This window comes from Paenibacillus albiflavus, assembly GCF_004344915.1.
GTDB lineage: Bacteria > Bacillota > Bacilli > Paenibacillales > NBRC-103111 > Paenibacillus_AM > Paenibacillus_AM albiflavus.
Genome location: NZ_SKFG01000004.1, coordinates 198049 through 223439, shown reverse-complemented (window position 1 = coordinate 223439; position 25391 = coordinate 198049). Strand labels below are relative to the sequence as shown.

The following is a 25391-nucleotide window of genomic DNA, read 5'->3' as shown; positions in this document are numbered from 1 at the left end:
TCGGTTCTAGGATCTTATTCGCCTATTGCAAGACGGAGCTGCTTCTCAATTTCTTCACGCTGAGCATCCACTTCTTTCTGATCCCAAGCAAGCAATTGTCCCATAATGGATAGTACAGACTCCGTTACACGTTCAGCCTTGGCCCGATCAAACAGAATCCAGCCCGTTCTTCTAAGCAGGAAGTCGCTAGCTGTAACTGTCATCTCCTGCTCTACCGTATACATCACCTCTGCACGGAGCACTTGGTCCATAAGTGGTGTGTTCGATGTAGAATCCTGCTGAATCGCTTGCAAGTAACGATAGACTTCCTCCATATTCGATCCGTAGCGTGTAAGCAGATCGAGCACCTGATCTTCCGTAAGTCCATACGGTTTGCCCGCACTGATCATTCGTGCTCTGTTCTGTTCGAAGGTTTCGCCATCATGTGCAATCCCCCCGCTTATCCAATCACGATCGGTTGTACATGGTGGGAAAATCCTGCCTTCATCATCCCGAAGCTGAGAAGAAACGAGATTTACAACCTTCTCCGCCATTTTGCGGAAGCCCGTCAATTTGCCTCCAGCAATTGTAATTAAGCCACGCTCTGACACGAACATTTCGTCTTTACGCGAAACTTCAGATGGACTCTTGCCTTCTTCATGTACAAGGGGACGTAAGCCCGACCAGCCTGACTCAATATCGGATTCTTGCAATTTAACGGAAGGGAACATCGCATTCACGGCATCGATCAAGTACTTGCGATCTTCACTATTAATTCGTGAATCTTCAGGATCACCTTTATAGATCGTATCTGTTGTACCAATATAGGTTTTGTTTCCACGAGGAATCGCAAAAATCATACGACCATCTGGCACGTCAAAATAAGCTGCTTGCTTAATCGGAAGACGCTTCGCATCAACGACTAGGTGAATACCTTTGGTTAACAACAGATGCTTCCCTTTAAGCGAATTATCTTTTTTCCGCAGCTCATCGACCCATGGACCGGCAGCGTTAACGATTTTCTTCGCATATATATTGAACTGCTCGCCACTTAGACGATCTTGGACCTTTACTCCTACTACTTTATTCTCTTTATAGATAAAATCGGTCACCATCGCATAGTTAGCAATCATGGCTCCACGCTTATATGCAGTCTTCATGATCTCAACCGTAAGACGTGAATCGTCTGTACGATATTCATAGTAATAGCCCGATCCTTTAAGCCCTTCGGTCTTAAATAGTGGCTCTAGTTCAATTGTTTGCAAGCGACCGTACATTTTACGACGTTCACTTCTTTTGACTCCTGCAAGCCAATCATAAATATATAGCCCGATTGAACTTGCCAAATAACCGTATGTTCCTTTCTTGTAAATCGGCAGCATCATGGGGATCGGATCAACCAGATAAGGGGTGCTCTTATGCAACAAGGCACGTTCTCTACCAACCTCCTGCACAAGTCTAACCTCTCCTTGCTTCAAATAGCGAAGACCGCCATGAATTAATTTCGTTGAACGGCTGCTTGTTCCTGAAGCAAAATCATTCATCTCGACAAGACCGACTTTCATCCCGCGAACGCTGGCATCCCAAGCAATACCCGCACCTGTAATACCGCCACCGATGACGAACAAATCAAGCTGGCTCTCAGCCATTTTACGCAAATAATTTATGCGTTGTTTAACAGAAAAAAGTTCCATAATTGCGCCTCCAAGTTAAATGCAAGAATTATCCATTTAAACGTATTTATGGGGTGAAGTACTAATTTTGAGTACACAAAAAGACCCTTTCGCAACGAAATACACACTACTAGTGCATCTTGTGCAAAAGGGTCCTCTATTGTCTCCGCCCATTTACTCATTTAATTTAAGCACTATTATATGCGCTACTAGCACAAATGTCTATAGACTGATTGTCATTAAGTCAGTTCCAACGGTTATTTTCGCCCGAGCTTCGGCTGAAACGCCATTAATAACCTCTTCATAAGGTTCGTTATCCGTTAAATGAACCAGCACAAGCTGATCGATTAACTCGAGCTTGTAATAATGAACTAAATCCTCTAGACAACTATGGGCTGCTAACGCTTGATAAGCTGTAGTTGCCTCATGAATGAGGAGATCAATCTTGGGATACTCATTAAACCTTGGATTCAGTGTCGAATCTGCCGAATAGACGATGGTCTTACCCTTGTAGGCTGCTTGTATCCCTACTGTTGGTGCACTGCCATGACTGCTAGGAAATACAGATAGTGATATCTCTTCATCATGCCAAATATCTGTCTGCTGCTCCCAATCAAACGAATGAATCCTTACCTCAAATTGTGCAGTCCATTCATTCATTTGCAGCTTGGATATCCAATCTTCAAGCCATTCACGCTTAACCTCTGCGCAATAAATATCAAGCGGTTCTCTTCTTCCATCGATCCACATTCCCCATAATAGGGACGGCAAGCCATAAATATGATCTATATGCATATGTGTAAGCACGACTCGCTTCACATGATGTGTTGGAATTCCTAGTTTCTTTAATTTACCGAGTGGATTGCCACCGACATCAATTAATGTGCATGACTCCTGCATCTGCATCAATAGATACGTATTGTCCCTCTCGACTCCAGAGGCTGCACAAGCGGTTCCCATCAATGTAATTTTCATAACTGCCCCCTACTTAATACCTGAATGCATGAAACTCTCAACAAACTGTCTTTGGAAAAATAAAAATGCTGCAAGCAGAGGTGTAATTACTAGAATCGTTGCGGCAGTAACAGTTCCCCACTGCGCACCCGTTTCAAACGATTGAGCAAATATCGCAATACCAACTGTAAGCGGACGCACTTCAACTGAATTCGTTACGACAAGTGGCCACATAAAATTACTCCAATGCGTACTAACTGAAATTAGACCAAACGCAATATAGGTAGGCTTAGCTGAAGGCAGGTACACATGCCATAAGGTCTGATACCATCTGCAACCATCTACTCTGGAGGCATCGTCCAGATCAATTGGAATTTGCTTAAAGGTCTGACGAAGCAAGAATACACCGAAGGCTGAAGCCCAATAAGGCAGCATAATGGCCAGCTTCGTATCTACTAAACCAAGCTCCTTCATAATGGCATAGTTCGGAAAGATCAGAATATCAGGCGGAATCATAATTTGCGTCAAAAAGACGATGAACATAACACTTTGTCCGATAAAGTTCAGTCTCGCAAAAGCATATGCAGCTAGTGTAACAGTGAACAACTGAACAGCGAGAATCCCGATTACGATAATGATCGTATTCCAATAATACTGAAGGAACGGAATCGTATCCCAAGCTGAAACGTAGTTCTCGAAGGTAGGGTTCACAATAGCAAACGGATTCTCTCTTGTAATCACTTCACTAGAAGGTGTGAAAGAAGTAAATATAGTCCACACTAACGGGACAAGAAAAATAATTCCAAACACAGCAATAATAATTCGATTTATAATCTTATTCATCATGTGATCTTGCCCCTTTCTAGTAATGAATTCGCTTATCCAAATAGGCGTAATTAAAGATGGAGATAGCAAGCAGGATCACAAGAAGAATGACCGTTAGAACAGAAGCTTTACCCATATCCCAGTAACTAAATGCGGTTTCGTAAATATGGAAGAGAAGCAGATTGCTTGCGTTATCAGGACCACCCTTCGTCATAATATACAGGTGGTCAACCATCTTGAAGGCATTCGTAGTTGCAATAACCATGACGAACAAGGTTGTCGGCATCAACAGTGGAAACGTAATTTTCCGGAACACTTGGAATGGACGTGCTCCTTCAATTTTGGCAGCTTCATATACCTCTCCAGGCAAATTCTGCAGCCCCGCCAAGAAGAATAGCATAAAGAAGCCAGCTTCTTTCCAAATAAGCATACCCATCATCGCAAACATGACCCATGATGGATCGCCAAGCCAGTTGGGTCCTTGAATTCCAAAAGTTTGAAGGAATTTATCAAGCAACCCGTAATCTGGTGTATAGATAAATAGCCATATATTAGCAATAGCAATCATCGGAATAAGCGTCGGATAGAAGAACGCAGTTCGAAGAATGCTAGTTCCTTTCATTTTATTATTCACCCAAATGGCAAAATAGATCGCTAGCAAAATGCTTAATGGAACCGTACCAATTGCCAGCAGAACGTTATTCGTAAGCACTTTAAAGAAGACTTCATCTTGCAGTACTTGCGCGTATTGATCGAATCCAACAAAGGTCGGCGAATCGAATGAAGAGCTTTGGAAGCTTAAATAGATTGACTTCAGAATCGGATAAAAGGTAAACAAACCAAGGAAAATCAGGGAAGGAAAAAGCAAGGCGTATGCAAATAAATTTTCTTTCCAATTGATTCTTCCTTTTACACTCATACTACTTCTAGTTGACAAGGCAATCCCTCGCTTTGATGTTAATAGTCGCTGTACATAACGCAAAGAAACCACGTGCATATAGACCTATCACCTAATTGACAGATTTCAAGTATGCAAACGTGGCTTTCTCATGATCTCTAGCCAATAAGTATGAAATTAGGATGGATCTAATCGATGAAGATCGATCTTAATCACTTAGCGACACGAATCATGGCCTCATGACTGTGTCGCTAACTTGATTAACTTCAATTATTTAAAGTTTTTTAGAATCTGATCTGCTTGGGTTTGGGATTTCTCAAGCGCTTCTTTGGCACTGATTTTTCCAACTAATGCAGATTGAATATTATCGTTGAACAGTTTAGTAATTTGTCCATTCTGATAAGTTGACAATTCACTATGTGCAAATTCAAGCTGATCTCTCGCTACTTGTGCTTGAGGGAAATCTGCTATATATTTTTTTAACTTTTCTGTTTCATAAGCTGCTTTAGTTGTACCTACATATCCTGTATCGATGGACCATTGCGCAACACGATCTGGCTTTGTTAAGAACTCAATGAACTTAACGGCAGCTTGCTTGTTCTCTTCAGGAATATCCTTGAAGACATATAAGTTACCCCCACCTGTCGGTGAACCGAACTGTTTGTTCGCAGGCAAGAAAGCTACACCAAAGTCAAACTTCGCATCAGTCTTCACTTTAGTCAGGTTGCCTGTTGTATGGAACATCATGGCTGTTTTGCCACTGATAAAGTCAGAAGGAACGGTTGCCCACTCAATTACGCCTTGTGGCATCACTTTATCTTTTTGCCCTAAATCCATATAGAACTGCAGACCTTCTTCAACATGCGGTTTGTTAAAATAAACTTCTTTACCATCATTGGACATGATGTTCTCCCCGCCTTGTAGCGACAATGCTTGCAGCATCCAATATTGGTAGCCTGTACTTGGGATTTCAATTCCCCACTGAGACACTTTACCTTGCGCATCTTGAACCGTTAATTTCTTAGCATAATTTCTAAGCTCATCCCAACTCTTAGGAGCCTTCTCAGGATCTAGACCAGCTGTCTTGAACATTTCTTTGTTGTAATACATAACGATCGTACTGCGTTGGAATGGAATACTCCAAACCGTATCGCCTGACTTCGTATTACCCATGAAAGCTTCATAGAAGCCGTCCAAATATTCTTTGGAGAATCTTGGCGTCAGTTCTTCAAGTGCATTCATTTGTCTTAAGGAATAAAGATCAGTAGACAACAGAACTGCGATGTCTGGTGAATTCTTACCTTGTACAGCCGTCATTACCTTCGTAACTGTATCTTGGTAGCTTCCGCCATAGATTGGCTTGATTTTGATATTCTCATTTTCCTTTTCAAAATCTTTGGCTAAATTATCAATGAGCTTAGTGATCGGACCACCAACAGCTACTGGAAAATAAAACTCCAGCTCCACAGACTTAGCCTTGTCTCCGCCTTCCTTCTTCGCTTCTGGAGCAGCTGACGACGGAGCTGCAGTTCCTTCAGCAGTCTTGCCAGCATCACCTTTGCTACATGCAGATAGTAGTAATAAAGCAGCAGACATTAATACGACTAGCTTCTTCATAAATTGCCTCCTTAAAGAATGGGATGTACATCGCTACCTTTATAAAAACTAATAAAACCCCATGCGTAATAGCGCCTCTAAAATAGAAGTGCCGAATCCTGCATGGGGTTCTCTTAATCTCTACCCAATCATGATATCTATTTGTTTTTATACTAATTGGAACAATCACAATATTACATATTTTCGGATTATTTGACAAGTTATTTTATAGCAATCTCTCTTATATGGTTAATACAGTAAATTCTAATTTGTTCATATGATATTTATCATGAATTTTGAAAATTATTTCTCAATAATTTGACATTTTAGTTGACGGTAATCATCTTCATAAATTATACTTACAATCAGCAAACAACAGCAAACGCTTTCATGAAAATTTATATGATGCTCCGGGTGGAGATTATGAGAAAACCCAGAGAACTTATTACCGTTTCTTTGTGTGTATACAGAGAAAGTAATAGGCTCCTGAGTTTTTTTATTTTATACTCCGGTATGGATTCTAAGTGAGGTGATTGGATAAGCAAGAAATTTTTACATACTTTTAATAAATGATAGAGTCATATTTTACAAATGGACTATATATTTAGAAAAGTAAAACTTTTAGTTTTCGACAAAATTCATCAAAAGGGGTTATGTAAATGAAGAAGTTGATTTCAGTATTAGCAATCGCCATGGTTCTTCTTACGTCTGCTTGCTCAGGATCGAACAACACTGCAAGCAGCGGAAATGGTTCCGACGCAACACCAGCACCAGCTGCTACAACACCGCCAGAAGACACAACACCTGTCAAAATTCAATACTGGCACGCTCATGCTGAGAACCAAATGGGCGGCGTGAACTATATGATTGAAGAGTTCCAAAAGAAATATCCTTACATTACAGTTGAGCCTGTATTCCAAGGCGGATATTCCGATCTACAACAGAAGCTTCAAGCAGCAATTGCAGCAAAAGAAGTTCCTGCTGTAACGAACATCGAGGTTTCTGCGATTCCAGGCTTCTCGGATAGCGGCGCTCTTCAAGATCTTAACCCGTACATCGAGCGCGATAAAGTAGATACAGCAGACTTCTCCCAAGGTATGCTAAATGCATATGCATTTGGTGGCAAGCAAGTTGGTCTACCATTAATCGTTAGTACAAGCGTTATGGTTTATAACAAAACATTGTTTGATAAATTAGGCGTAACGCCTCCTCAAACTTGGGATGAAATCGAAGCTTTCAACCAAAAGGTAACACTTAAAGAAGGCGACAAAACAACTCGTTATGCTTTCGCAGTACCTGGTTGGGATATCTGGTACCACGATCCTTGGCTGCTTAACGGTGGCGGTACAATCTTGAATGCAGATCAAACAAAAGCAACTGTTGATTCACCAGAAAGCTTGCGTTATTTCCAAAACTTCAAAAAATGGTTTGATGAAGGCTCACTACAAATTGGCGTAGGTAAAGGTGCTTCTGATACTATGCGTCAAATGTTCTTAGATGAGAAAATTGGTATGGTTCAGCACTCTTCTGCTATCATCAAAACTTATGTAGAAAATGCTAAATTCGAAGTTGGCGTGTCCTTCGTTCCTGGAGACAAGACTCGTATTTCTAACATCGGTGGTGCAGGTATCGTAATGATGGCCGGCGCTAAAGACAACCAAAAAGAAGCTGCTTGGAAATTCATCAACTTCATGACTTCAGCTGAGCACAACATTAAATGGGCAGAGTCAGTAGGTTACTTGCCGACACATAAATCCTCTGTACAAACAGAAGATGGTAAGAAATATCAAGAGAAATGGCCACAATACAAAGCAGTTCTTGATAACTTCGACAACGTAACACCACGCTACCAACACGTAGCTTACACAGAGTTCAGTGACTTCTATAAAGAAGCAATCAACAAAATGGTTCTTGAGAAGGGCGATCCTGCGAAGCTAATGCAAGAAGCTGCTGTAAAAATGAACAAAGTGCTAGAAGATCAATAATCTAAACAGAGATGTATCAACGTAGGTGCGAATGCTGTTCGCACCTACTATTCTTAGTATGAAATGAGGTTAGAGGATGGAACCATCAAAAAATGTGAATTTGCAAGCAACCCCAATTAAACATAAAAAATCACACTACCAATTTTTTGAAAAACTTAAAGATTTCTCGTTTGCTGCTCCTGCTCTAATTTTTCTTTGTATATTCGTATATTACCCACTCTTATATTCACTATTTCTCAGCTTTACCAACTGGAATATGGCTAAGCCTGCCTGGAAATTCATTGGAACTGAAAACTACGAAAAGCTGCTATCTAGTGATGAGTTCTACAGTGTGTTAGGTGTTACTTTCAAATATACAATTATCGATGTTGTCCTAACGCTTGTAATCGGTCTCCTGCTAGCTTTGCTGCTCAATTCGACCAAAAAAATATATGGCTTTATGCGCATGATCGTTTTCATGCCCTATTACATCTCGATGGTTATCGCTGCGATGATCTTCATCTGGATTTTCAACACCCAATACGGTGTCGCGAACATGGTGATCGGATGGTTCGGACTTGACCCTGTGAACTGGCTGAATAATCCAAGCACAGCTCTATGGTCTCTAATCATGGTTTCCTTATGGAAAAGCATCGGCTTCGCTATGCTGATCTTCATTGCCGGACTTCGCGGTATTCCTGTCGAATACTATGAAGCATCAAGCATTGACGGTGCATCCAAGGTTAGACAATTTTTCAAAATTACACTTCCATTGCTTTCACCAATTACGCTTTTCCTAGTTGTAACGAACTTTATCTCCTCCATGCAGGTATTCCAATCCATCAACGTCATGACACTTGGAGGACCACTTAATACGACGAAAGCCATGGTTTATTGGATTTATCAAATGGCGTTCAAAGAGTTTAAGACTGGTAGAGCTTCTGCACTCGTTATTATTTTCTTCATTATTATTATTGCTTTCACCATATTACAATTTGCCGTTTCCAAAAAACGAGTTCACTATGAAGGGTAGGGCGAATAGATGACAATTCGAATTTCTAAATCCATACAACTGATATTGGCAATTATTGTCACTCTGATCATGTTCTTCCCAATCTATTGGCTCTTTGTTACTTCTTTGAAATCGACTGCTGAACTGCGTACTGCAGTTCCTTCCTTCTGGCCAGAAGTATTAAACTGGTCCAACTATGCAACTGCATTCAAGAAGGCGCCATTCGATCGTTTCTTTCTGAACACGACCCTTCAAACGGTTGGTATTCTCATTTTGCAAATCAATATCGCCATCATTACGGCTTTTGCCTTTGCCAAGGGAAATTTCTGGGGCAAGGATAAACTGTTCCTATTAGTTCTTGCGGCTCTGATTGTACCGGATCAAGTAACTTTCGTTCCTGTATATGTCATGCTTGCTAAATTAGGCTGGCTCAATACATTTGCAGCACTAATCGTACCGCATGCCACTTCAGCATATGCGATCTTCTTGTTAAGACAATCGTTCAAATCGATTAATAACGATGTCATCGAAGCAGCTCGTGTAGATGGTGCAAGCCGTTTGCATATTCTTTATAAAATCTTAGTACCGATGGCGAAGCCTACCATTATGACACTCATTGTCCTTACGTTTATTTCTAGCTGGAACTCCTACTTCTGGCCGCTCATTATGACTAACACCGATACGATGCGCGTTCTAACCGTTGGTATTGCGTTTATGAGAGAATCGGTCGGAGGAGATGAAGCTCTTAATTTCCACTATATTAGTGCAGCAAGTATTATGGTCATTCTACCAATTGTTCTAGTGTTTATTTTCGCTCAGAAGCATATTGTCGCAGCTATGGCTAACTCTACATTCAAGTAATCGAAGGTGAACTCACATGACAAATTCAGATTTTCTCGTAATGGCACATCGAGGCAGCATGGGACATGCTCCTGAAAATACATTGGCTGCATTCCAGCTTGGGATCGAACAAGGTTGTAATGCAATCGAGCTCGATATTCATTTATCCAAAGATGGCGAACTTGTCGTCATTCATGATGACACACTTAATCGTACAACGAATCTAACGGGGAAAGTAAATGACTTGACCGTTCAAGAATTAAAACAAGCTGACGCAGGCAGTTGGTTTCACGAGCAATTTGCTGGCGAACGCATTCCTCTGCTAGAGGAAGTCATTGATCTCGTTCCTCCACATATTTTGCTAAATATTGAGATTAAACAATCCTATGGCGGTCAGTTAGAGTCCAAATTACTTGAACTATTAAAGCGTAAAAATCGAATTCATAATGTAGTTCTTTCTTCCTTTAACCTAAAAAGCCTTAAGCAGCTAAAGCTTGCTGAACCTGAAGTGAAGATCGGCATTATCTATAATGTCAACGTTGTACAGCATCGTGAATTTGCGAATCTAATGGGCGTTCCTGTCTATTCCCTGCACCCTAATTTCCAAAGTATCGATCCTGAGGATATTCAAGATGCGGTTTCAAATGGCGTTAAAGTATTCCCTTATACAATTAATGAAGAGAAAGACTTAAAGTTAGCCATCTCTCATGGTGTATCTGGCATTATTACGAACTTCCCTGATCGCTTACGTTCCATTGTGTCAGGAGAATAATAGATACGGAGGGTATTATGAAGCGGATTACGAATGTATTCAGCATTTCTCTGATCATATTAACCGTTCTAGCAGGCTGCTCCAATTCATCGAAGCAAGCAGAGAGCTCCACAGCACCTACTCCTGCTCCGACTGCTGCAGTCACACCCGCACCGTCTGCTGAACCTGAAATCAGCAATGATCCACTTAAAGTTTCACAAGACGATACGAATATTAAGGTTCGCATCAATAAGCCTGAATTTATGCCTTTCATTGAGAAAGCAAAGCCTGGGCCGATTATTCCTGGTCTATTCCAAGACTATATCCCGCAAGGTCTAGCCTATATGCCTGAACAAGATTGGCTTCTAGTATCCTACTATCGTGAAGATGATCATCCGAGTCTTCTCACCGTAGTTGATGCCAAAACGGGTGAACATCTGAAGTCACTTCAGCTATTTAAAGAAGATAAAGAGCCTTACAGAGAACATGCCGGCGGTTTAACCGTTAGTAAGAAATTCGTATGGATCGCCTCCAATAGCAATATGTACTATATCAAGAAAGAAGATCTGATTCAGGCAGAGAAAATCGGCAAGCTAAATATTGAAGGTCACTTCAAAACGGATGTCAGAGCTTCCTTCAATACATACTATGATGGCGTGATATGGGCTGGCGAATTTGCTAATGGAACTGCCGATTATCCAACAAGTCCTGAGCACCATATTACGAATCCTCGAGACAATACGGAGCACCTTGCATGGGCCGAAGGCTTCAAGTTAGATGAAGAGACGGACCTTCCTACGAATAAGAAAATAGAAGGTGATGTCACGGTTCCCGATTATGCGCTTGCTCTTCCTCAGCGCATTCAAGGGATGACCGTACGACCTAATCAATTGATTCTAAGTGAATCCTTTGGCCGTAATACAGAAAGCTCTCTCATCTTCCACAAGAACATTCTGAGTGAGGAGCCGCATAAAGTTGTTGATTTTGGCGGAAACAAGGTGCCGTTATGGTACTTGGATAGCAAGAACCTGGAAGAAACAATCTCTGGCCCTCCAATGTTTGAAGGTATTGTGGAACATGATAAGACGTTATACATTTTGTTTGAATCTGGTGCAAATAAATTCAGAGTCTCAGGAAGTTATCCATTAGATCGAATTTATACATTAGAGCTTAAATAATACAAGAAGAAACGGTTTCACCGTCCTTAACGGTGGGTAAGTTTCTTAAGGTATTACTTAGAATTTATGTCACGAAAGTTATAAATTCAATAATACATAAATAACCCCTCTTGCCAGCTGCAGCTGACAGAGGGGTTCTCTCTTTTTACCATAAATAGTTGTTTATTTACTATTTAATCATACTATTTGCAGATACAATCCACTTACGATTACGAAAGTCTCGACCACGAATTTGCACATGATCCTTATATACTTCAACCACTAGACCTTCACTGCTGCCCTGACTGGCAGGAATAGGCTTGTCATTAGATGTCCAAGGCTCAAATACAGATGAAGAGTTAATCGTGGCAAACGGACGATGGACTATCCTATCTGGCAGTTTAAGCTCCCTATGCGTGTGCCCTGTAAATAGCATTACATTCGGATGCTTGGTCAAAATGTCCTTTAATTGCTTATGCTGCACCACACCTCGATAATTTGCTGCATAAGTGCCAGAAACAGTTTGCGGAAGCGGCTGATGCAAGAATAGGAAAACGGGCCTTGAATTAGGCTTGTCTTCCGCAAGCTTCGAGTCAAGCCATGCTAGCTGCTCTTCGGACAGATAGGCATCTTCCCCTATATTCGATTCTATCTGCCGATAATGCTCTGATCCTAGCATAATGAAATGGTATCCTTTGATCCACCGATCATAATAGACCTTCTTCTCCCCAATCAACTGCAGGAATCTTCCGATAGAAGCCGTATCTGTCTCTCCATTCGGAAAGGAGTCCATGCTCCACCTATCACCATGACTGTACCACGCTTTATAGAACTCATGATTGCCAATCGTATAATACACTAACTTCGGATGATCTTCATTGTGCATGATGTGGCGCAGTGCGGCATAATCCACCTCGCGTCCATTTCCTAAATCACCGTTTATGATCAGCGCTTCTGACTTCGGTGCAGCTACTTGTAAATCATGAAGGCTATTACGCAGCTTCTTGACTGCCGACTCCGTTACTAAATGCACATCGCTTATCACTTGAAAAATGAGAATAGGCTTCTCCTGCTCTGCAACAACTGCTGTATCCACTGCTCCTGTACCTGATCCTGATTCCGCTATAAGTATTAGCATAAGGATGAAAGTCATTAGCCTTCTTGGCAAATGCATTGTCAAATTACCTCCACAATCGATTCCTAAGCTCAACAATAAAATAAGTATTTAACACCTGCGTAGTGACCGCTGCGAGGACGGATCATTCCTACGATCGCTGTTGTCACCAAATTTCTTGATCAGATTAGCCATAAGAGGGTAGAAATTCGCTGACAAAGGCGACCACTAACGCTTCTCCGGAACGATTCCGTCCTCTCCGCTCCTTTCGCTATTTGTCAACCACTGATTATTGTTTTGAGCCTGTAAATAACTCGTTTGTATAGGTTTCCAACTCTTGTCGTATTTTATAAAGGTGAGACTGAGCCTTTAGGCAAAAAGGAGGTGGACATCATATGGTTGAAAATAAATCACATGCGGATAATTATCGCGGCACAAAGAATATGCATGCAGACAATCAGAATATGGAGTTTGTCAATGATACGCTCGAGCTTGCAGATGAGAGAAACTTGATCAAGCATACCGGAGAGAAGTCGCAGCAAGAAGAGGAATAGACGTGGTTACATAAATTCTCGAATACTAAATAACCCTCTTAGACCACTACGGTGGATCTAGAGGGTTATCATTATGTAGGAAGGCATTACTTATTTATCTGCATTCACTGTTGCCGCGTTATTATCACTAGCTTGTAGCTTCTCAACTACAAAATCTCTTACGTGAAACGGATTGCTGATAATAACAACAATGATCACGATAAATGTAATAAGTAAGCCTTTGATCAAACTCATCGGTATTCCATCCTTTCATTAATAGGAACGATAAAACCGTTCCTTGCTCGCTGCTGCCGTTTTATATCCTTATCATAATCGTTAGATATGAATTTACTGATAAGAAAAATTAAAGAAAATCTTAAATTTTGGCACTGCATTATAGAAAATGAGCACAAGAAGAAACCCATAGTCTATGAATGAATTGCTTATCTTCATCGACTATGAGTCTGTACGTACCGCCTATAACGGGAGTAGCTGTACTTGATCCTGCTCTCGCAATCTATCTACCATTTGGTGCCATGCTTGTGGCTTATTCGGCAGCACAGCATAATAGCCTGCAAGGAAATCTGCAACTAGCGCAGCTGGGATCGAGGCTAGACTGTCATCAGTCGGCATAAAGCATAGATCCAGCTCGGATACCGCTTCACCGTCATTCTGCCAAGACGGATGTACGTATGGGAAGTCGAGACGCATATAGCCTAGATGCGACAGCACTTCGCGGCGGACGAATGGATTCATTGGCGGAATGCCGCCAAATCCATGCTGCTCTGCACGGTATGGGTCATAGATCTCGGCAAACATACCGAGCATCTGTGTGTTGCCAGCGGCAGCGAGCTGCGCTAAATCTGCCGCACGTTGCTTGAAGAGGAAGCGCCCGATGCCAAGACCTTCTTGACCGATGATTGTAAAATCGGTCATCGCTATGCCCTTATCCGCATAGTAGCGATACTCGGTTGCGCCGACGACCTCACCCTTGTTCACCGCAACAAATACGCGGATGCCTGGATCCTCAAGCGGTTCTTTCCATAGTGAAAACTCCAGCACTTCTTCCTGCGGGAAAATGCGTCCCATGAGCTGATGCATTTGGCCAAACAAAGGATCTTCTATACTCGTAATGCGTATGTATTCCATCATCAATTGCTCCTTTATCAAAAATAGATTATGAACTAGATTTAAACGGATTGCGCCATTCCATAAGCAGGGCATGTCCTAAGGATTCTTCGTCATCTAGATAGTTCGGTATGACTTCAAGCGGTGTTCTGCCGCAGCGCAGCAAGAAACTGATGACGGGGTCATGAATTTTCCCTGCAAGTACTTGCTCCGCATAGACATTCGCACTTATCTCATTAGCATATTGATGATACTTCGGCATTCTGCCTGCTCCAAGCAATCGCTGCAAGCCAAGCTGAACGACCACCTCATACATCGCTTGCATCAGCATCTGACCAAGTCCCAATTTGCGATAAGCCGGCCGAACGCAAAGATCGACAACATAAAGCGTATTACCATTCGGATCATGTGTACGAATATAGCCGTCATCTGCTATTTCAGCCCAAGTATGCTGCGGCTTCTTCGGGTCAAAATTCACAAGCAGGCTCGTCATCGATCCAGCTACAACCCCTTCAACCTCGATACATAATGCGCCTAACGGAAATAGCTGAACATGATTCGCAAGCTGCTGTTCATTCCACAGTAATTCTGCAGGATACGGAGGAGGAAAACTCTCCTTTTGCACTTCAATTAATTCCTGAAAATCGGATTCCTTATAGTTGCGAATGACCGCCCGTTTCGGCAGGCGATCATCATATACATATAAAGTTTTGTTATAGCCTGGCGACCGCAAGTTCATTGGTAACATGCCTCCATATCATTTACGAATCCAGAAAACGCCTCTACGCTTGATGCTAAACAATTGACCAAGCAAGAATACAACTAACACAAGCAGAACCTCTGATAAATTGGATAGGTTCACCTCTGGCATCCATTCATCGATCATGTGTACCACATAAATATCAACGACTATTCGAAACAAGGCGAATAGAAAACGAGTCGACTTACTTGGCTGAAGCAGGCCTTTGGTAAAGCTGCCGATAAGCTTTGCTGACGGATTACCATTTGCCATCGAATTTCGGAATAAGCCGAAGCTAAAAATTTTGAACGCAAACACGCCAATCTTAATCGCTATCTTAAACATGAAGAACATAGCAAGGAAACCTATGGCTGCACTCCATGACGTATATTCCACACCTACCAGCTTAAAAATCCCGACTTGAACAAAGAAGAACAGGCCGAAAATCAGCAAAAATAATAGGAAAAGAATGAGCAATATACTTGTAATGACAACTGTTTTATTTTTAGCGCCAAAACGGATAATTTTGATTTTGGGTTTCTGTGGATCTTTCTTCAAGGGATCTTGATCATCCATTACCTGCATAACCTCCTACCTGCGATTGCCCTAATAAGCAATTCCATCTATGTTATACTATATAAAACAAAGGAGTGAAGCCCCATGATGACAACAATTGGACTCATTAGACACGGAATTACGGACTGGAATGTCGAGAACAGATGGCAAGGACATTCCGATATCCCGCTTAATGAACAAGGTATTGCTCAAGCTAAGGCGATTGCTCGTCGTTTAACTGGAGAGCATTGGGACGTACTTGTTGCTAGTGACTTATCTCGTGCCAGACATACGGCTGAAATGATCGGACAAGCGATCAATCTTGAGGTCCTGATCGAACCTCGTCTACGTGAACGCTTCTGCGGTGAAATCGAGGGTACAACCGCATCTGAGCGGTTTGCCAAGTGGGGGAACGATTGGAAGAACCTTGATCTTGGCTTCGAAGATGATGAAGCTCTTGGCACACGAGGCAAGCAAGTGATTGAAGAGCTCGCAGCTACGCATAAAGGCAAGAAAATCTTGATCGCCACACATGGCGGTTTAATTCGTACCACGCTGAATAAATTGATACCAAGCCTTAACGTCAAAGTGGCAGGGATTGGAAATACCTCACTCACAATTCTGCACCAAACAAATGATGGATGGCAGTGCTCGCTCTATAATTGTACCACGCATCTGGATGTATAATCGAATGTTTGCTATTTCCAATCTATGTATAAATCAGTACGACGATCCCGCCAAGTTGTAACGGTTCCGCGAAGTCGTACTTCTTCTAGCAATGCTAAATCGAGATCAGCAGTGATTATCATATCGCTGTTGATCTCACCTTCTGTTAGAACCCCACGCGGAGGGAATGGAACGTCGTTAGGCGTAAGCACCGCAGCCTGTCCGAAATTTCCGCGCATTGAATCAACGGTTGGTAGCGCCCCTATAGTTCCCGTAACTACAACATATACCTGATTCTCAATCGTACGCGCATGACAGCAATAACGCACGCGATGGAAACCGTGACGATCGTCTGTACAAGAAGGACAAAAAATCACATCGGCTCCCTTCGCTTTAGCCATCCGAACGATTTCTGGGAACTCCATATCATAGCAAGTCAGGATGGCAATACGACCTTTATCCGTTTCAAAAACCTCAAGGCCATTGCCAGCCCCCATATTCCATTCCTTAATTTCTGCAGGTGTGATATGAATTTTGCGCTGCTCCGCGACACGTCCATCTGGATAGAACAAAAACGCAGCATTATATAGCTTGCCTTCCTCTTCTATAATATGTGTACCACCGATTATATGCATCCCTTTATTCATTGCCAGGCCTTTGAATAAATTCATATAAGCCTCTGTAAAGCCAGGTAAAGCTGTTATAGGCAGAGCTTTTCCCATACCATCTCCTATAGACAGCAGTTGTGTTGTAAACAATTCTGGAAACAGCACAAATTCTGCCTCGTATTCCTCCGCCATAGCGACATAATGCGCCACCTGAGCGGCAAATTCATCAAAGCTTGCAATCGTATGTAAATGGTATTGTACAGCCGAAACTCTCATTTTCATGTTTAATCCCCAACCTTTCCCTAATAAAAATTACCAAAACAGTTTTTTGCTATAATATTCTATTTTTTATAAAAACATATATAATAGCCTTATTCGCTATAATCTGCAAGGAGGGAACCTACATGACAAAAAAATGGATCTACATCCTCTCAGCACTGAGTGCAATCATAATAATCTTTCTATTAGGTAATCTACATAAAGGAATTATAATTGAACCAACTGAACGACTGCAACTTGAATTAAGCGTTATTACACCCATAACACTGGAAGAGATCCAACAACACCTGCCGAGCATCGAAATCGAGAACCATGCCAAGAATGAAATTCGTGTTCCAATTGGTGAAATGGCACAAACCATTCAATTTCTTAAGGTAATTCCTGGTGTGCTAGACATCAAACCGCTTTCGGGTATGCCAAGCTTTTCATTCAAGCAGTATGGCATAGGTCTAATCGAACAAATCAACAAGCTAATGAAAGGGGATATGGGAACTGTATACGGCAAACCAGGCCACAAGGAATATGCGTTAGCGGATAAAATACCTCAGATGATGCAAATTTCATTTAGCTATTTAATACCTGGGCTATTGCTGGGTATTGTATTTGGTTTCTTATTCGCCATTCTAGCATCTCTATATAAAAAGCTAGGCTATGGGATTGATCTCATCCATAAACTGCTCATGCTGTTGCCTGACTTTGTCATTATCGTGTTACTGCAATTAATGGTCATATTCATTACTAGATTTACGGATGGTCGATTCCTGCTAATCGCTCAAGTCGGCACAGAAGTTCCTTTTGTCATACCACTTCTAACAGTTATGTGCATGCCTTCTGTTCTAATCTATGGTGCAATTCGTTCTGCGATCATGCGAGAAGAACAAGATCCGTACATTACCACAGCCTATTCCAAAGGGCTCACGCGTAAACAAGTTCTATTCAGACACATTCTTCGCAACGTTATGGAGGACTTATTCGCAGTTCTGCCAAGAGCAACAACTGCAGCTGTGACATCCATGATTATTGTGGAGATGATTTGCTTAATTCTGGGTGTAGGCGGATATGCGCTAAGCAAGTACTTTGCTTCCATCGATACGATGTCAACCATTTGCTTGATACTAGCCGTATTCACGATTTTGATGCATCTCATTTTTGCATGGTTGCGTACTAAATTAGTCATTCATACAGGGGAGGCTGTTAAACATGAGTAAATACCGTATCCCCTACTTGCTTGCATGGCTGCTGATGATTCTCATGATTGTAGTTGCCATTTCAGGTAAATGGTTAATGCCGCATGGTATATCGCCTGAAGACCAGCTCTTCTATATCGATCACCCAAATCCGAATCTTCATACCAAAATATCCCCTCCTTTCGGTCCTAATCGTCTTTACTGGCTAGGAACAGAAGTTCGCGGTTTCGATATGCTCAGTCTGATTCTTAATGGTATGAAATATACATTGGGCGTTGCTCTCGTCATTACGTTGCTGCGCTTTATCATTGCCATTCCTGCGGGCTTATACTCGGGTGTAACTGGAAAAGGCAGATCACTTCTGGCTTCATTAAATTGGATTAGCACATCATTGCCACCGCTACTGTTCATCGTTCCGCCGCTTGTGATTATTTATTCTGCGCTGCGGATTGATATTGGTTTAGCTGCTAATCACCCGAATCAAATCATTTTTCTTCTTATTTTTGTGATCATGGTTACGTTCATCGGCAGCTTTCCTCTTGCCTATCAATTTAGCGAACGTGCACGCTTCTATAGTGAGAAGCTTTACATGGAATCTTCTTCACTGCTTGGAGCATCTGTTGGTTTTAGGATACGCAAGCATCTGCTCCCGAATCTACGAACCGAAATGTTCTATACTTTCGTGACGGAGTTCATTCAAGTGCTATTTCTAATGGGACAATTGGCAATCGTTAATATTTTCATCGGTGGTGGTGAATTATTAAAGTGGGATGATGGAATCGTAATTCCTCTTACTACAACAGGTGAGTGGTTCTCGCTTATTACATTCGGGTTGCCTAAGCTGCGGATTTATCCTTGGATTACCTTAGCACCGATGGGCTTCTTCGTTGCTTGTCTCTGCATCTTGCAATTTTTCTTGTATCAGGTCAAGAAAGGTCCATTACGTAATAGTCGTTAATATTATCAATATAAAATCCGCAGGATTGATACAGCTCAAGTGCATGCTTATTCTCTACCTCAACTTCAAGAACGATATCGTATTGTGGAACTTCGTGGCGAATGCGCTTAATTGCACTTAGGAGTGTATAGCGCCCAATTCCTAGCCCGCGATATTCAGGGAGTATGCAGAATCCATAAATGAAAGAAACGTTAGTAAAATTCTGATAGCGTATGCTTCCTATAGGAAATCCATTGTAATAGACGATCAAAGTTGTCGTATGCGCATTATTGGCAGCATTCATGAGATGATCTCGTACATCTTCTTCATCCATTCCAAAACCTAATGTTTGAATTCTGATTAAGGTTTCGAGATCATCTTCATGATCGATATTTTCGCGCAGCAGCAAATCTGCACGCTTAGGAATAATTATGTACTCGCTAAAATTTACATTGTATTCCATCCAATGCTCCGAGAATAGATACCTTGCTCCATACTCCGCTAAGAATGCTCTCCCCGTTGTGGAACCACGCTGATTCATGAATATCATTTTGGGAAAGCCTCTAAGCAAACAGGCAAGCCTTGCTTGATTGACCATCAGTTGGAATATCCCCTGGCGACGATACGAAGGATGGACCATCCCGCTAAACTCAGCCTCAGCCATTGAAAAATAATATAAACCAAGGAATCCGACTAGTTTCCCATCCTTGTAATAGAGCCAGTCATTCGTTTCAGCCCGATTTCGCAATTCAAGCGCATCCCAATTGAGCTTTAATCGAATTTGATCATGCTGATTGCATATATGCGCCAACTCTTTAATTGCCCTAAGCTGTTCAGCGTTTAGCCCTTTACTCGGAATAAGCCCGTTTGCCTCCATCTTGCTCCCTCTCCTCATATACCAGATATCCCCTACAATATTCATTATTCTGTTTATAACGGATTCAAACCTCTTTTATGTCATGTATAATAATCTAGTTTTCTTCTTGTATAATTTGCTGTTTGTTAAAAAGGTGCTTTTTTTGATACACTACGAAAGTATGCACTTCTAGCAACTAGGAGAGGACGGTTATATGTTAATCATAGGAATCGCAGGAGGAACTGGCTCTGGCAAGACCTCTGTAGCAAGATCGATTGCTGAGCAGCTCGGTTCTGATAAAGCAGTTATTATTTCACAGGATAATTATTACTTGAATCATCTGGAACTATCTCCAGAAGAACGTGCTCATATCAATTATGACCACCCTCTGGCATTTGATAATGAATTATTGCTTGAACAATTATTACAACTCAAGAATGGCGAAGAAATTCCAGTACCTGTATATGATTTCGTTAAGCATGAGCGCGCCGAGCAAACCATTCGTGTTTTGCCCAAGCCTATTATTATTGTAGAAGGCTTGCATATTTTATCAGTAGAAATCATTCGTGAGATTATGGACGTTAAGGTATTCGTAGATACAGATGCGGATATTCGAATTCTAAGACGTGTTGTAAGGGATATGAATGAGCGGGGACGTTCACTGGATTCGATCTGTAAGCAATATATGACAACGGTCAAACCCATGCATGATGCATTCATTGAGCCTTCCAAAAAGCATGCTGATGTCATCATCCCTGAAGGGGTTAAAAATGAAGTTGGGGTCAATTTATTAATGACGTTAATGGAACGGCATTTGAATCCGGCATAAACAGCGATGGCGATCGAACCGATTGCCACCGCTGTTTTATTTTATAGGAACAAACTGACGATCATGCCACCCAGAATAACACCGAAGATCCCCATGATTCCAGAGAAAAGTGGTGGCGCTGGAATTGGAAGCCTGAGCTTCGTAAAAATAAATCCAATTGCAATCCCAGCTATAAGAGACTTGAAGGCAAGCATATAATCCATGTTAGTTACCGCCTTTCTTGGAGAGCTTACGTGCTAACACCATACCGATCCAAGCACCTAGTACCCCCATGAATGCCTCAAAATTAGGTGGCGCTGGCAGCGGAAAATCGAGTAATTTGAACAAGCCTCCAACAATGACACCGGTTAACAAAGCATAAATTGTTTCTTTGGCATTAAACCACTTCATTCGTTCACCATCCAAGTCTTTTACTTTATCGTTACCCGAACGCTACTTTAAATAAGATGATACCCGCAATGATTCATGAATGCTGTAAATGCTTCTAAGCCTTGTTCATCCTGCTTATACACACCGCAATGCGTAAGTACCTCCAGAAATTTAAGCCCTACCTCTTGCTGTAAAAGCTCTTGTGCCTGCATGATCGATAGCTCACTTCCATAGCGTTCCACTAGTTCTACGATCCATTCGGCATGAAGCGGCAATTGTTCAAGTAAACTGCTTACCTGCTGTTTGCCAGTCAATGCGTCTTCAATATGACCAAGCTCTGTATCCAGGCGAGCAGGCAGTACAGCTAGGCCCATCACTTCAATGAGACCGATGTTTTCTTTCTTAATATGATGCAGGTGGCGATGCGGATGGAATATTCCCTCTGGATGCTGTTCATCTGTGCGATTGTTGCGCAATACGAGATCGAGCTCGTACTCTCCTGTCTCATTGCGTCTAGCAATCGGGGTAATTGTATTATGCGGTGTTTCCTCGCTAAAGGCGTAAATACCGACGGAAGAATCGCTGTAACCTCTCCAACTGCTCAACATGGCCGTGGCAGCTGCATATAACTGCTCCTTGCTTGTACTTGCCAATCTTACGACGGATAACGGCCACTGAACGATTCCCCCGTGCACCTCTGCATACTCCGAATGCTTAAATGACAGGATGATCGGTGATTCCTGAAGCGGGAAGCAATGTTTCCCGCCTTGATAATGATCATGTGTAAGAATCGAGCCGCCGACAATCGGTAGGTCTGCATTCGATCCAACAAAATAATGCGGGAACACATCCAGAAATTCCAGCAGTCGATTGAATGTTTGCGGTGTAATGCGCATCGCTTCATGTCTACCGCTAAATACAATGCTGTGCTCGTTGTAATAGACATAAGGTGAATATTGCAGATACCAGTCTGTACCTGTTAATTCAAGCGGCAAGACTCTCAAATTCTGTCTAGCAGGATGATCCAATCTGCCTGCATAGCCCATATTGTCCAGACATAATAAACACTTGGGATAAGAGGTCTGAACAACGTTCTTCATCATTGCGATTTCCTTCGGATCCTTCTCAGGTCTGGACAGGTTTATCGTCATTTCCAGCTTGCCGTATGGAGTAGAAGTAAACCACACCTTGTTCTTGGCAATTCGATTCATTCGAATATAGCAAGAATCGATCGCAAGTTTATACCAATAATCCGTAGCGGCCTGTATGCCAGATTCTTGTTCTTTCGAGCGGAACTTACGGATAGCCTCAGATGGTCTAGGAATTAATAGACCCATGAGCTTTGTATCGAATAGATCCCGATAGGTGACCGTATTATACGGGATGATTCCTTCTTGTGAAGCATAGTCAAGCAATAGATCCAATATGCGGAGCGGGTCTTTTGGCTGCTGATCCATTTCAGTTATAGCAGCACCTTCATATGGTGCGATTAGCTTCAGCTCAGCTAATAAGGTATTTCGTACTGCAACACTATCAATTGCTTCGAGTAATTCGGCATGAAGCGCATATTGTATCAACTGTTCAACCGCAAATGCGGCATGTTCAGCCGAGATAGTTGTCGTCGAAGCGGGTGATGATTTCATCGTCTGTAGCCCTCCCAGGTAGTAAATGAGTTCGCCGCTCTTTAGGGGAGCGGCGACTCTTCATGTAAGCTACCCTCGGTAGCCGTGCGGATGCGCGCTGTGCCATTGCCAAGCGCTCGCAATGATATCCCGCAGCTCAGGCTGCTGCGGGATCCAACCGAGCTCCGTGCGAGCTCGGTCAGCTGAGGCGACCAGCACCGCTGGGTCGCCTCCCCGTCGGTCCAGCAGGACCGACGGAATCGGGTGGCCCGTTACCTCGCGGGCCACTTCAATCACTTCACGGACGGAGAAGCCCCGTCCGTTGCCGAGATTGTAGACGGCGCTCTCGCCGCCGTCCAGCAAACGCCCGAGTGCGCGCAGATGCGCGTCAGCGAGATCGCTGACATGGATGTAATCGCGCACACAAGTGCCATCTGGCGTCGCGTAATCGCCGCCAAAGATCGAGATCTGCTCGCGTTGCCCTAACGCCACTTGCAGCACTAGTGGAATCAGGTGAGTCTCTGGACTATGATCCTCACCGATTCGTCCGCTCGCATGTGCTCCCGCCGCGTTAAAATAACGCAGCGACACATACTTCACGCCATGAGCAACATCGTACCAATGCATCATTCGCTCCATCGCCAGCTTTGTTTCTCCATACGTATTCGTTGGCTGCGTGCGATCAGTTTCTTTAATCGGTACCTGCTCAGGTTCACCATAAGTCGCCGCTGTGGAGGAGAATACAATGTTGTTAACCCCTGCCTTGTGCATAGCTTCAAGCAAGCATAACGTACCGTAAACATTATTATGGTAGTATTCGCCTGGCTCCTTCATGCTGACACCCACTAAGGAGCTCGCCGCAAAATGGATCACCGCTTCAACTTTATGCTTACGGAATACTTCTGCCATGAAATCAGCATCACGTAGGTCACCAACCTCTAGTGTACCGCCAATGACTGCCTCACGATGACCCTGCTGTAAATTGTCTACGACGACAACTTCCTTACCACGAGCGAGTAATTCTGCTACTGTATGAGATCCTATATACCCTGCTCCGCCTGTAACTAGAATTGCCATATTTTACGCCTCCACTCTATTTACGCCGTCACCAATGTCACAGACGTAGAAATCTGCTACGAACTCCGTTTGCTCTTTATAAGCTTTACCCACAAAATCAATGAACGTCTGAACGTTATCTTCATGCACAAGCGATACTGTGCATCCGCCAAAACCCGCTCCCGTCATGCGAGAGCCAAGCACGCCTGGAATCGTAATCGCTGTATCCACGATGACATCGAGCTCATGACAGGATACCTCGTACAAATCCCTTAATGATGCATGCGACTGCAACATGAGCTTGCCGAACCCCGCCAAATCTCCCTTACGCAATAAATCTACTGATGCAAGAACACGGGCATTCTCTTCTACTACATGCTTCGCACGACGGCGCACAATCTCGTCTTCTATTAATGCTTCTACCTGCGCGAATTGCTCTGGCGATAATTCACACAGCACTTGCAATTCGCGATACTCCGCAGCCTTCTCACGCAGAATAGCTACTGCTTGCTCACACTCGGACCTGCGTTGATTGTAGGCTGATTCGGCAAGCTGCCTCTTTTTATTCGTATTCCCGATAATCAGCTTGTAACTTCCGCTGTCAAACGGCACATGCTGATAATCCAAATCGCTGCAGCGAAGTAGAACGGCATGATTCTCTTTCCCTTGTGCGACTGCAAACTGATCCATAATGCCGCACATGACGCCTACATATTGATTCTCTGTTTTTTGAGCGAGCAGGGCAATGTCCGTCCGACTCATGGTGACCCCAATTTGATCGAGCAGACCATAAGCAGTAACCACCTCAATAGAAGCAGATGAAGACAAGCCCGCCCCATTCGGAATATCACCATGGAACAACATATCGTAACCATGCGAGAACGAGACGCTTTGCTGTTGAAGCATGACGATAATCCCTTTAGGAAAATTCGTCCAGTCATCTTTTGCATCATAAGCTAGCTCATACAAGGATTTTTGTAATTTATAAGGAAAGTTCGTTGAAGCCATATGCAGCTCATGATCCTGACGTGGACGAAGCAGCAGTGTCGTACCGAAAGTGAGTGCCGCAGGAAACACATACCCGCCGTTATAGTCGATATGCTCACCGATTAAATTGACTCTTCCTGGTGCGCGGTAGACAGCAATATCAGCATAATTGCCGCCATATAGTTGAATAAATTCATCTTGCAGCTTCTTTAAATCTTTCGTTAGCATCGTACTTACCTCCAGCTAGAATCGAACATTTGATTCATCTATTGTAATA

27 protein-coding genes are annotated in these 25391 nt (G+C 42.7%); 10 read left to right on the top strand and 17 right to left on the bottom strand.

The features are described from left to right. Window positions 1-14: 14 nt before the first annotated feature. The 5 genes from E0485_RS07455 to E0485_RS07435 all read right to left on the bottom strand — a co-directional run bounded on the left by E0485_RS07455 (window position 15) and on the right by E0485_RS07435 (window position 5946). Window positions 15-1673, bottom strand: coding sequence for a glycerol-3-phosphate dehydrogenase/oxidase (locus E0485_RS07455; RefSeq protein WP_132417346.1), 1659 nt, complete (start codon window positions 1671-1673; stop codon window positions 15-17). A gap of 201 nt (window positions 1674-1874) precedes the next feature. Beyond that, window positions 1875-2627, bottom strand: a complete 753-nt coding sequence (locus tag E0485_RS07450) for an MBL fold metallo-hydrolase (RefSeq protein WP_132417345.1) — start codon at window positions 2625-2627, stop codon at window positions 1875-1877. Between the two features lie 9 nt (window positions 2628-2636). After that, the gene (locus E0485_RS07445; protein ID WP_235857456.1) at window positions 2637-3452 is read right to left on the bottom strand and encodes a carbohydrate ABC transporter permease; all 816 of its coding nucleotides are present in this window, start codon (window positions 3450-3452) and stop codon (window positions 2637-2639) included. Between the two features lie 16 nt (window positions 3453-3468). Beyond that, window positions 3469-4350, bottom strand: a complete 882-nt coding sequence (locus E0485_RS07440; protein ID WP_132417427.1) for a carbohydrate ABC transporter permease — start codon at window positions 4348-4350, stop codon at window positions 3469-3471. Between the two features lie 249 nt (window positions 4351-4599). Further along, complete coding sequence (locus E0485_RS07435; protein WP_132417344.1) at window positions 4600-5946, bottom strand: ABC transporter substrate-binding protein; 1347 nt, start codon at window positions 5944-5946, stop codon at window positions 4600-4602. 638 nt (window positions 5947-6584) lie between these two features. Between E0485_RS07435 and E0485_RS07430 the strand changes: the two genes are divergently transcribed. From E0485_RS07430 to E0485_RS07410, 5 genes are all read left to right on the top strand, one after another. Further along, window positions 6585-7910: an ABC transporter substrate-binding protein gene (locus tag E0485_RS07430; protein ID WP_132417343.1), complete on the top strand. Its 1326-nt coding sequence runs from the start codon at window positions 6585-6587 to the stop codon at window positions 7908-7910. A gap of 76 nt (window positions 7911-7986) precedes the next feature. Next, window positions 7987-8922, top strand: coding sequence for a carbohydrate ABC transporter permease (locus tag E0485_RS07425; protein WP_132417342.1), 936 nt, complete (start codon window positions 7987-7989; stop codon window positions 8920-8922). A gap of 9 nt (window positions 8923-8931) precedes the next feature. After that, window positions 8932-9762, top strand: a complete 831-nt coding sequence (locus E0485_RS07420; protein ID WP_132417341.1) for a carbohydrate ABC transporter permease — start codon at window positions 8932-8934, stop codon at window positions 9760-9762. A 16-nt stretch (window positions 9763-9778) separates the two neighbouring features. Continuing rightward, complete coding sequence (locus E0485_RS07415; RefSeq protein ID WP_132417340.1) at window positions 9779-10513, top strand: glycerophosphodiester phosphodiesterase; 735 nt, start codon at window positions 9779-9781, stop codon at window positions 10511-10513. A 17-nt stretch (window positions 10514-10530) separates the two neighbouring features. Then, window positions 10531-11670 carry a hypothetical protein gene (locus tag E0485_RS07410; RefSeq protein ID WP_132417339.1) on the top strand — a complete coding sequence of 380 codons (1140 nt, stop codon included), beginning with the start codon at window positions 10531-10533 and terminating at the stop codon, window positions 11668-11670. 169 nt (window positions 11671-11839) lie between these two features. Here E0485_RS07410 and E0485_RS07405 read toward each other — a convergent pair whose 3' ends face one another. Further along, a complete protein-coding gene (locus E0485_RS07405; RefSeq protein ID WP_235857454.1) occupies window positions 11840-12823 on the bottom strand; it encodes a metallophosphoesterase family protein in 984 nt (327 codons plus the stop codon). A gap of 335 nt (window positions 12824-13158) precedes the next feature. Between E0485_RS07405 and E0485_RS25050 the strand changes: the two genes are divergently transcribed. Continuing rightward, window positions 13159-13317, top strand: coding sequence for a hypothetical protein (locus E0485_RS25050; protein ID WP_165921109.1), 159 nt, complete (start codon window positions 13159-13161; stop codon window positions 13315-13317). Window positions 13318-13407: 90 nt separating this feature from the next. On the opposite strand, the gene E0485_RS25045 is transcribed toward E0485_RS25050, so the two are convergent. The 4 genes from E0485_RS25045 to E0485_RS07390 all read right to left on the bottom strand — a co-directional run bounded on the left by E0485_RS25045 (window position 13408) and on the right by E0485_RS07390 (window position 15739). Next, the gene (locus tag E0485_RS25045) at window positions 13408-13551 is read right to left on the bottom strand and encodes a hypothetical protein (RefSeq protein ID WP_165921108.1); all 144 of its coding nucleotides are present in this window, start codon (window positions 13549-13551) and stop codon (window positions 13408-13410) included. 222 nt (window positions 13552-13773) lie between these two features. Continuing rightward, window positions 13774-14445, bottom strand: a complete 672-nt coding sequence (locus E0485_RS07400) for a GNAT family N-acetyltransferase (protein WP_132417425.1) — start codon at window positions 14443-14445, stop codon at window positions 13774-13776. Window positions 14446-14473: 28 nt separating this feature from the next. Next, window positions 14474-15163, bottom strand: a complete 690-nt coding sequence (locus E0485_RS07395; protein WP_132417338.1) for a GNAT family N-acetyltransferase — start codon at window positions 15161-15163, stop codon at window positions 14474-14476. A gap of 18 nt (window positions 15164-15181) precedes the next feature. Beyond that, a complete protein-coding gene (locus E0485_RS07390; RefSeq protein WP_165921107.1) occupies window positions 15182-15739 on the bottom strand; it encodes a YrvL family regulatory protein in 558 nt (185 codons plus the stop codon). An 84-nt stretch (window positions 15740-15823) separates the two neighbouring features. On the opposite strand from E0485_RS07390, the gene E0485_RS07385 reads away from it, so the two are divergent. Continuing rightward, window positions 15824-16405 carry a histidine phosphatase family protein gene (locus tag E0485_RS07385; protein WP_328591282.1) on the top strand — a complete coding sequence of 194 codons (582 nt, stop codon included), beginning with the start codon at window positions 15824-15826 and terminating at the stop codon, window positions 16403-16405. 11 nt (window positions 16406-16416) lie between these two features. On the opposite strand, the gene E0485_RS07380 is transcribed toward E0485_RS07385, so the two are convergent. After that, window positions 16417-17274 (bottom strand): carbon-nitrogen hydrolase family protein, encoded by an 858-nt coding sequence (locus E0485_RS07380; protein ID WP_132417336.1) that lies wholly within the window; start codon window positions 17272-17274, stop codon window positions 16417-16419. Between the two features lie 122 nt (window positions 17275-17396). Between E0485_RS07380 and E0485_RS07375 the strand changes: the two genes are divergently transcribed. Both E0485_RS07375 and E0485_RS07370 read left to right on the top strand, forming a co-directional pair. After that, window positions 17397-18479 carry an ABC transporter permease subunit gene (locus tag E0485_RS07375; protein WP_132417335.1) on the top strand — a complete coding sequence of 361 codons (1083 nt, stop codon included), beginning with the start codon at window positions 17397-17399 and terminating at the stop codon, window positions 18477-18479. Continuing rightward, complete coding sequence (locus tag E0485_RS07370) at window positions 18472-19416, top strand: ABC transporter permease subunit (RefSeq protein ID WP_132417334.1); 945 nt, start codon at window positions 18472-18474, stop codon at window positions 19414-19416. Before E0485_RS07375 ends, E0485_RS07370 begins: the two co-directional genes overlap by 8 nt. Here E0485_RS07370 and E0485_RS07365 read toward each other — a convergent pair. After that, the gene (locus E0485_RS07365) at window positions 19385-20272 is read right to left on the bottom strand and encodes a GNAT family N-acetyltransferase (protein ID WP_165921106.1); all 888 of its coding nucleotides are present in this window, start codon (window positions 20270-20272) and stop codon (window positions 19385-19387) included. The genes E0485_RS07370 and E0485_RS07365 overlap by 32 nt on opposite strands. A gap of 193 nt (window positions 20273-20465) precedes the next feature. Between E0485_RS07365 and udk the strand changes: the two genes are divergently transcribed. Further along, window positions 20466-21080, top strand: coding sequence for a uridine kinase (gene udk / locus E0485_RS07360; protein ID WP_132417332.1), 615 nt, complete (start codon window positions 20466-20468; stop codon window positions 21078-21080). A gap of 41 nt (window positions 21081-21121) precedes the next feature. On the opposite strand, the gene E0485_RS07355 is transcribed toward udk, so the two are convergent. The 5 genes from E0485_RS07355 to E0485_RS07335 all read right to left on the bottom strand — a co-directional run bounded on the left by E0485_RS07355 (window position 21122) and on the right by E0485_RS07335 (window position 25342). Further along, window positions 21122-21283: a XapX domain-containing protein gene (locus E0485_RS07355; RefSeq protein ID WP_132417331.1), complete on the bottom strand. Its 162-nt coding sequence runs from the start codon at window positions 21281-21283 to the stop codon at window positions 21122-21124. 1 nt (window position 21284) lies between these two features. Beyond that, complete coding sequence (locus E0485_RS07350; protein WP_132417330.1) at window positions 21285-21470, bottom strand: DUF1427 family protein; 186 nt, start codon at window positions 21468-21470, stop codon at window positions 21285-21287. A 47-nt stretch (window positions 21471-21517) separates the two neighbouring features. Next, window positions 21518-23092: a UDP-glucose--hexose-1-phosphate uridylyltransferase gene (locus E0485_RS07345; protein ID WP_132417329.1), complete on the bottom strand. Its 1575-nt coding sequence runs from the start codon at window positions 23090-23092 to the stop codon at window positions 21518-21520. A 69-nt stretch (window positions 23093-23161) separates the two neighbouring features. Further along, window positions 23162-24148: a UDP-glucose 4-epimerase GalE gene (gene galE, locus E0485_RS07340; protein WP_132417328.1), complete on the bottom strand. Its 987-nt coding sequence runs from the start codon at window positions 24146-24148 to the stop codon at window positions 23162-23164. Between the two features lie 3 nt (window positions 24149-24151). Then, the gene (locus E0485_RS07335) at window positions 24152-25342 is read right to left on the bottom strand and encodes a galactokinase (RefSeq protein ID WP_132417327.1); all 1191 of its coding nucleotides are present in this window, start codon (window positions 25340-25342) and stop codon (window positions 24152-24154) included. Window positions 25343-25391: the final 49 nt, after the last annotated feature.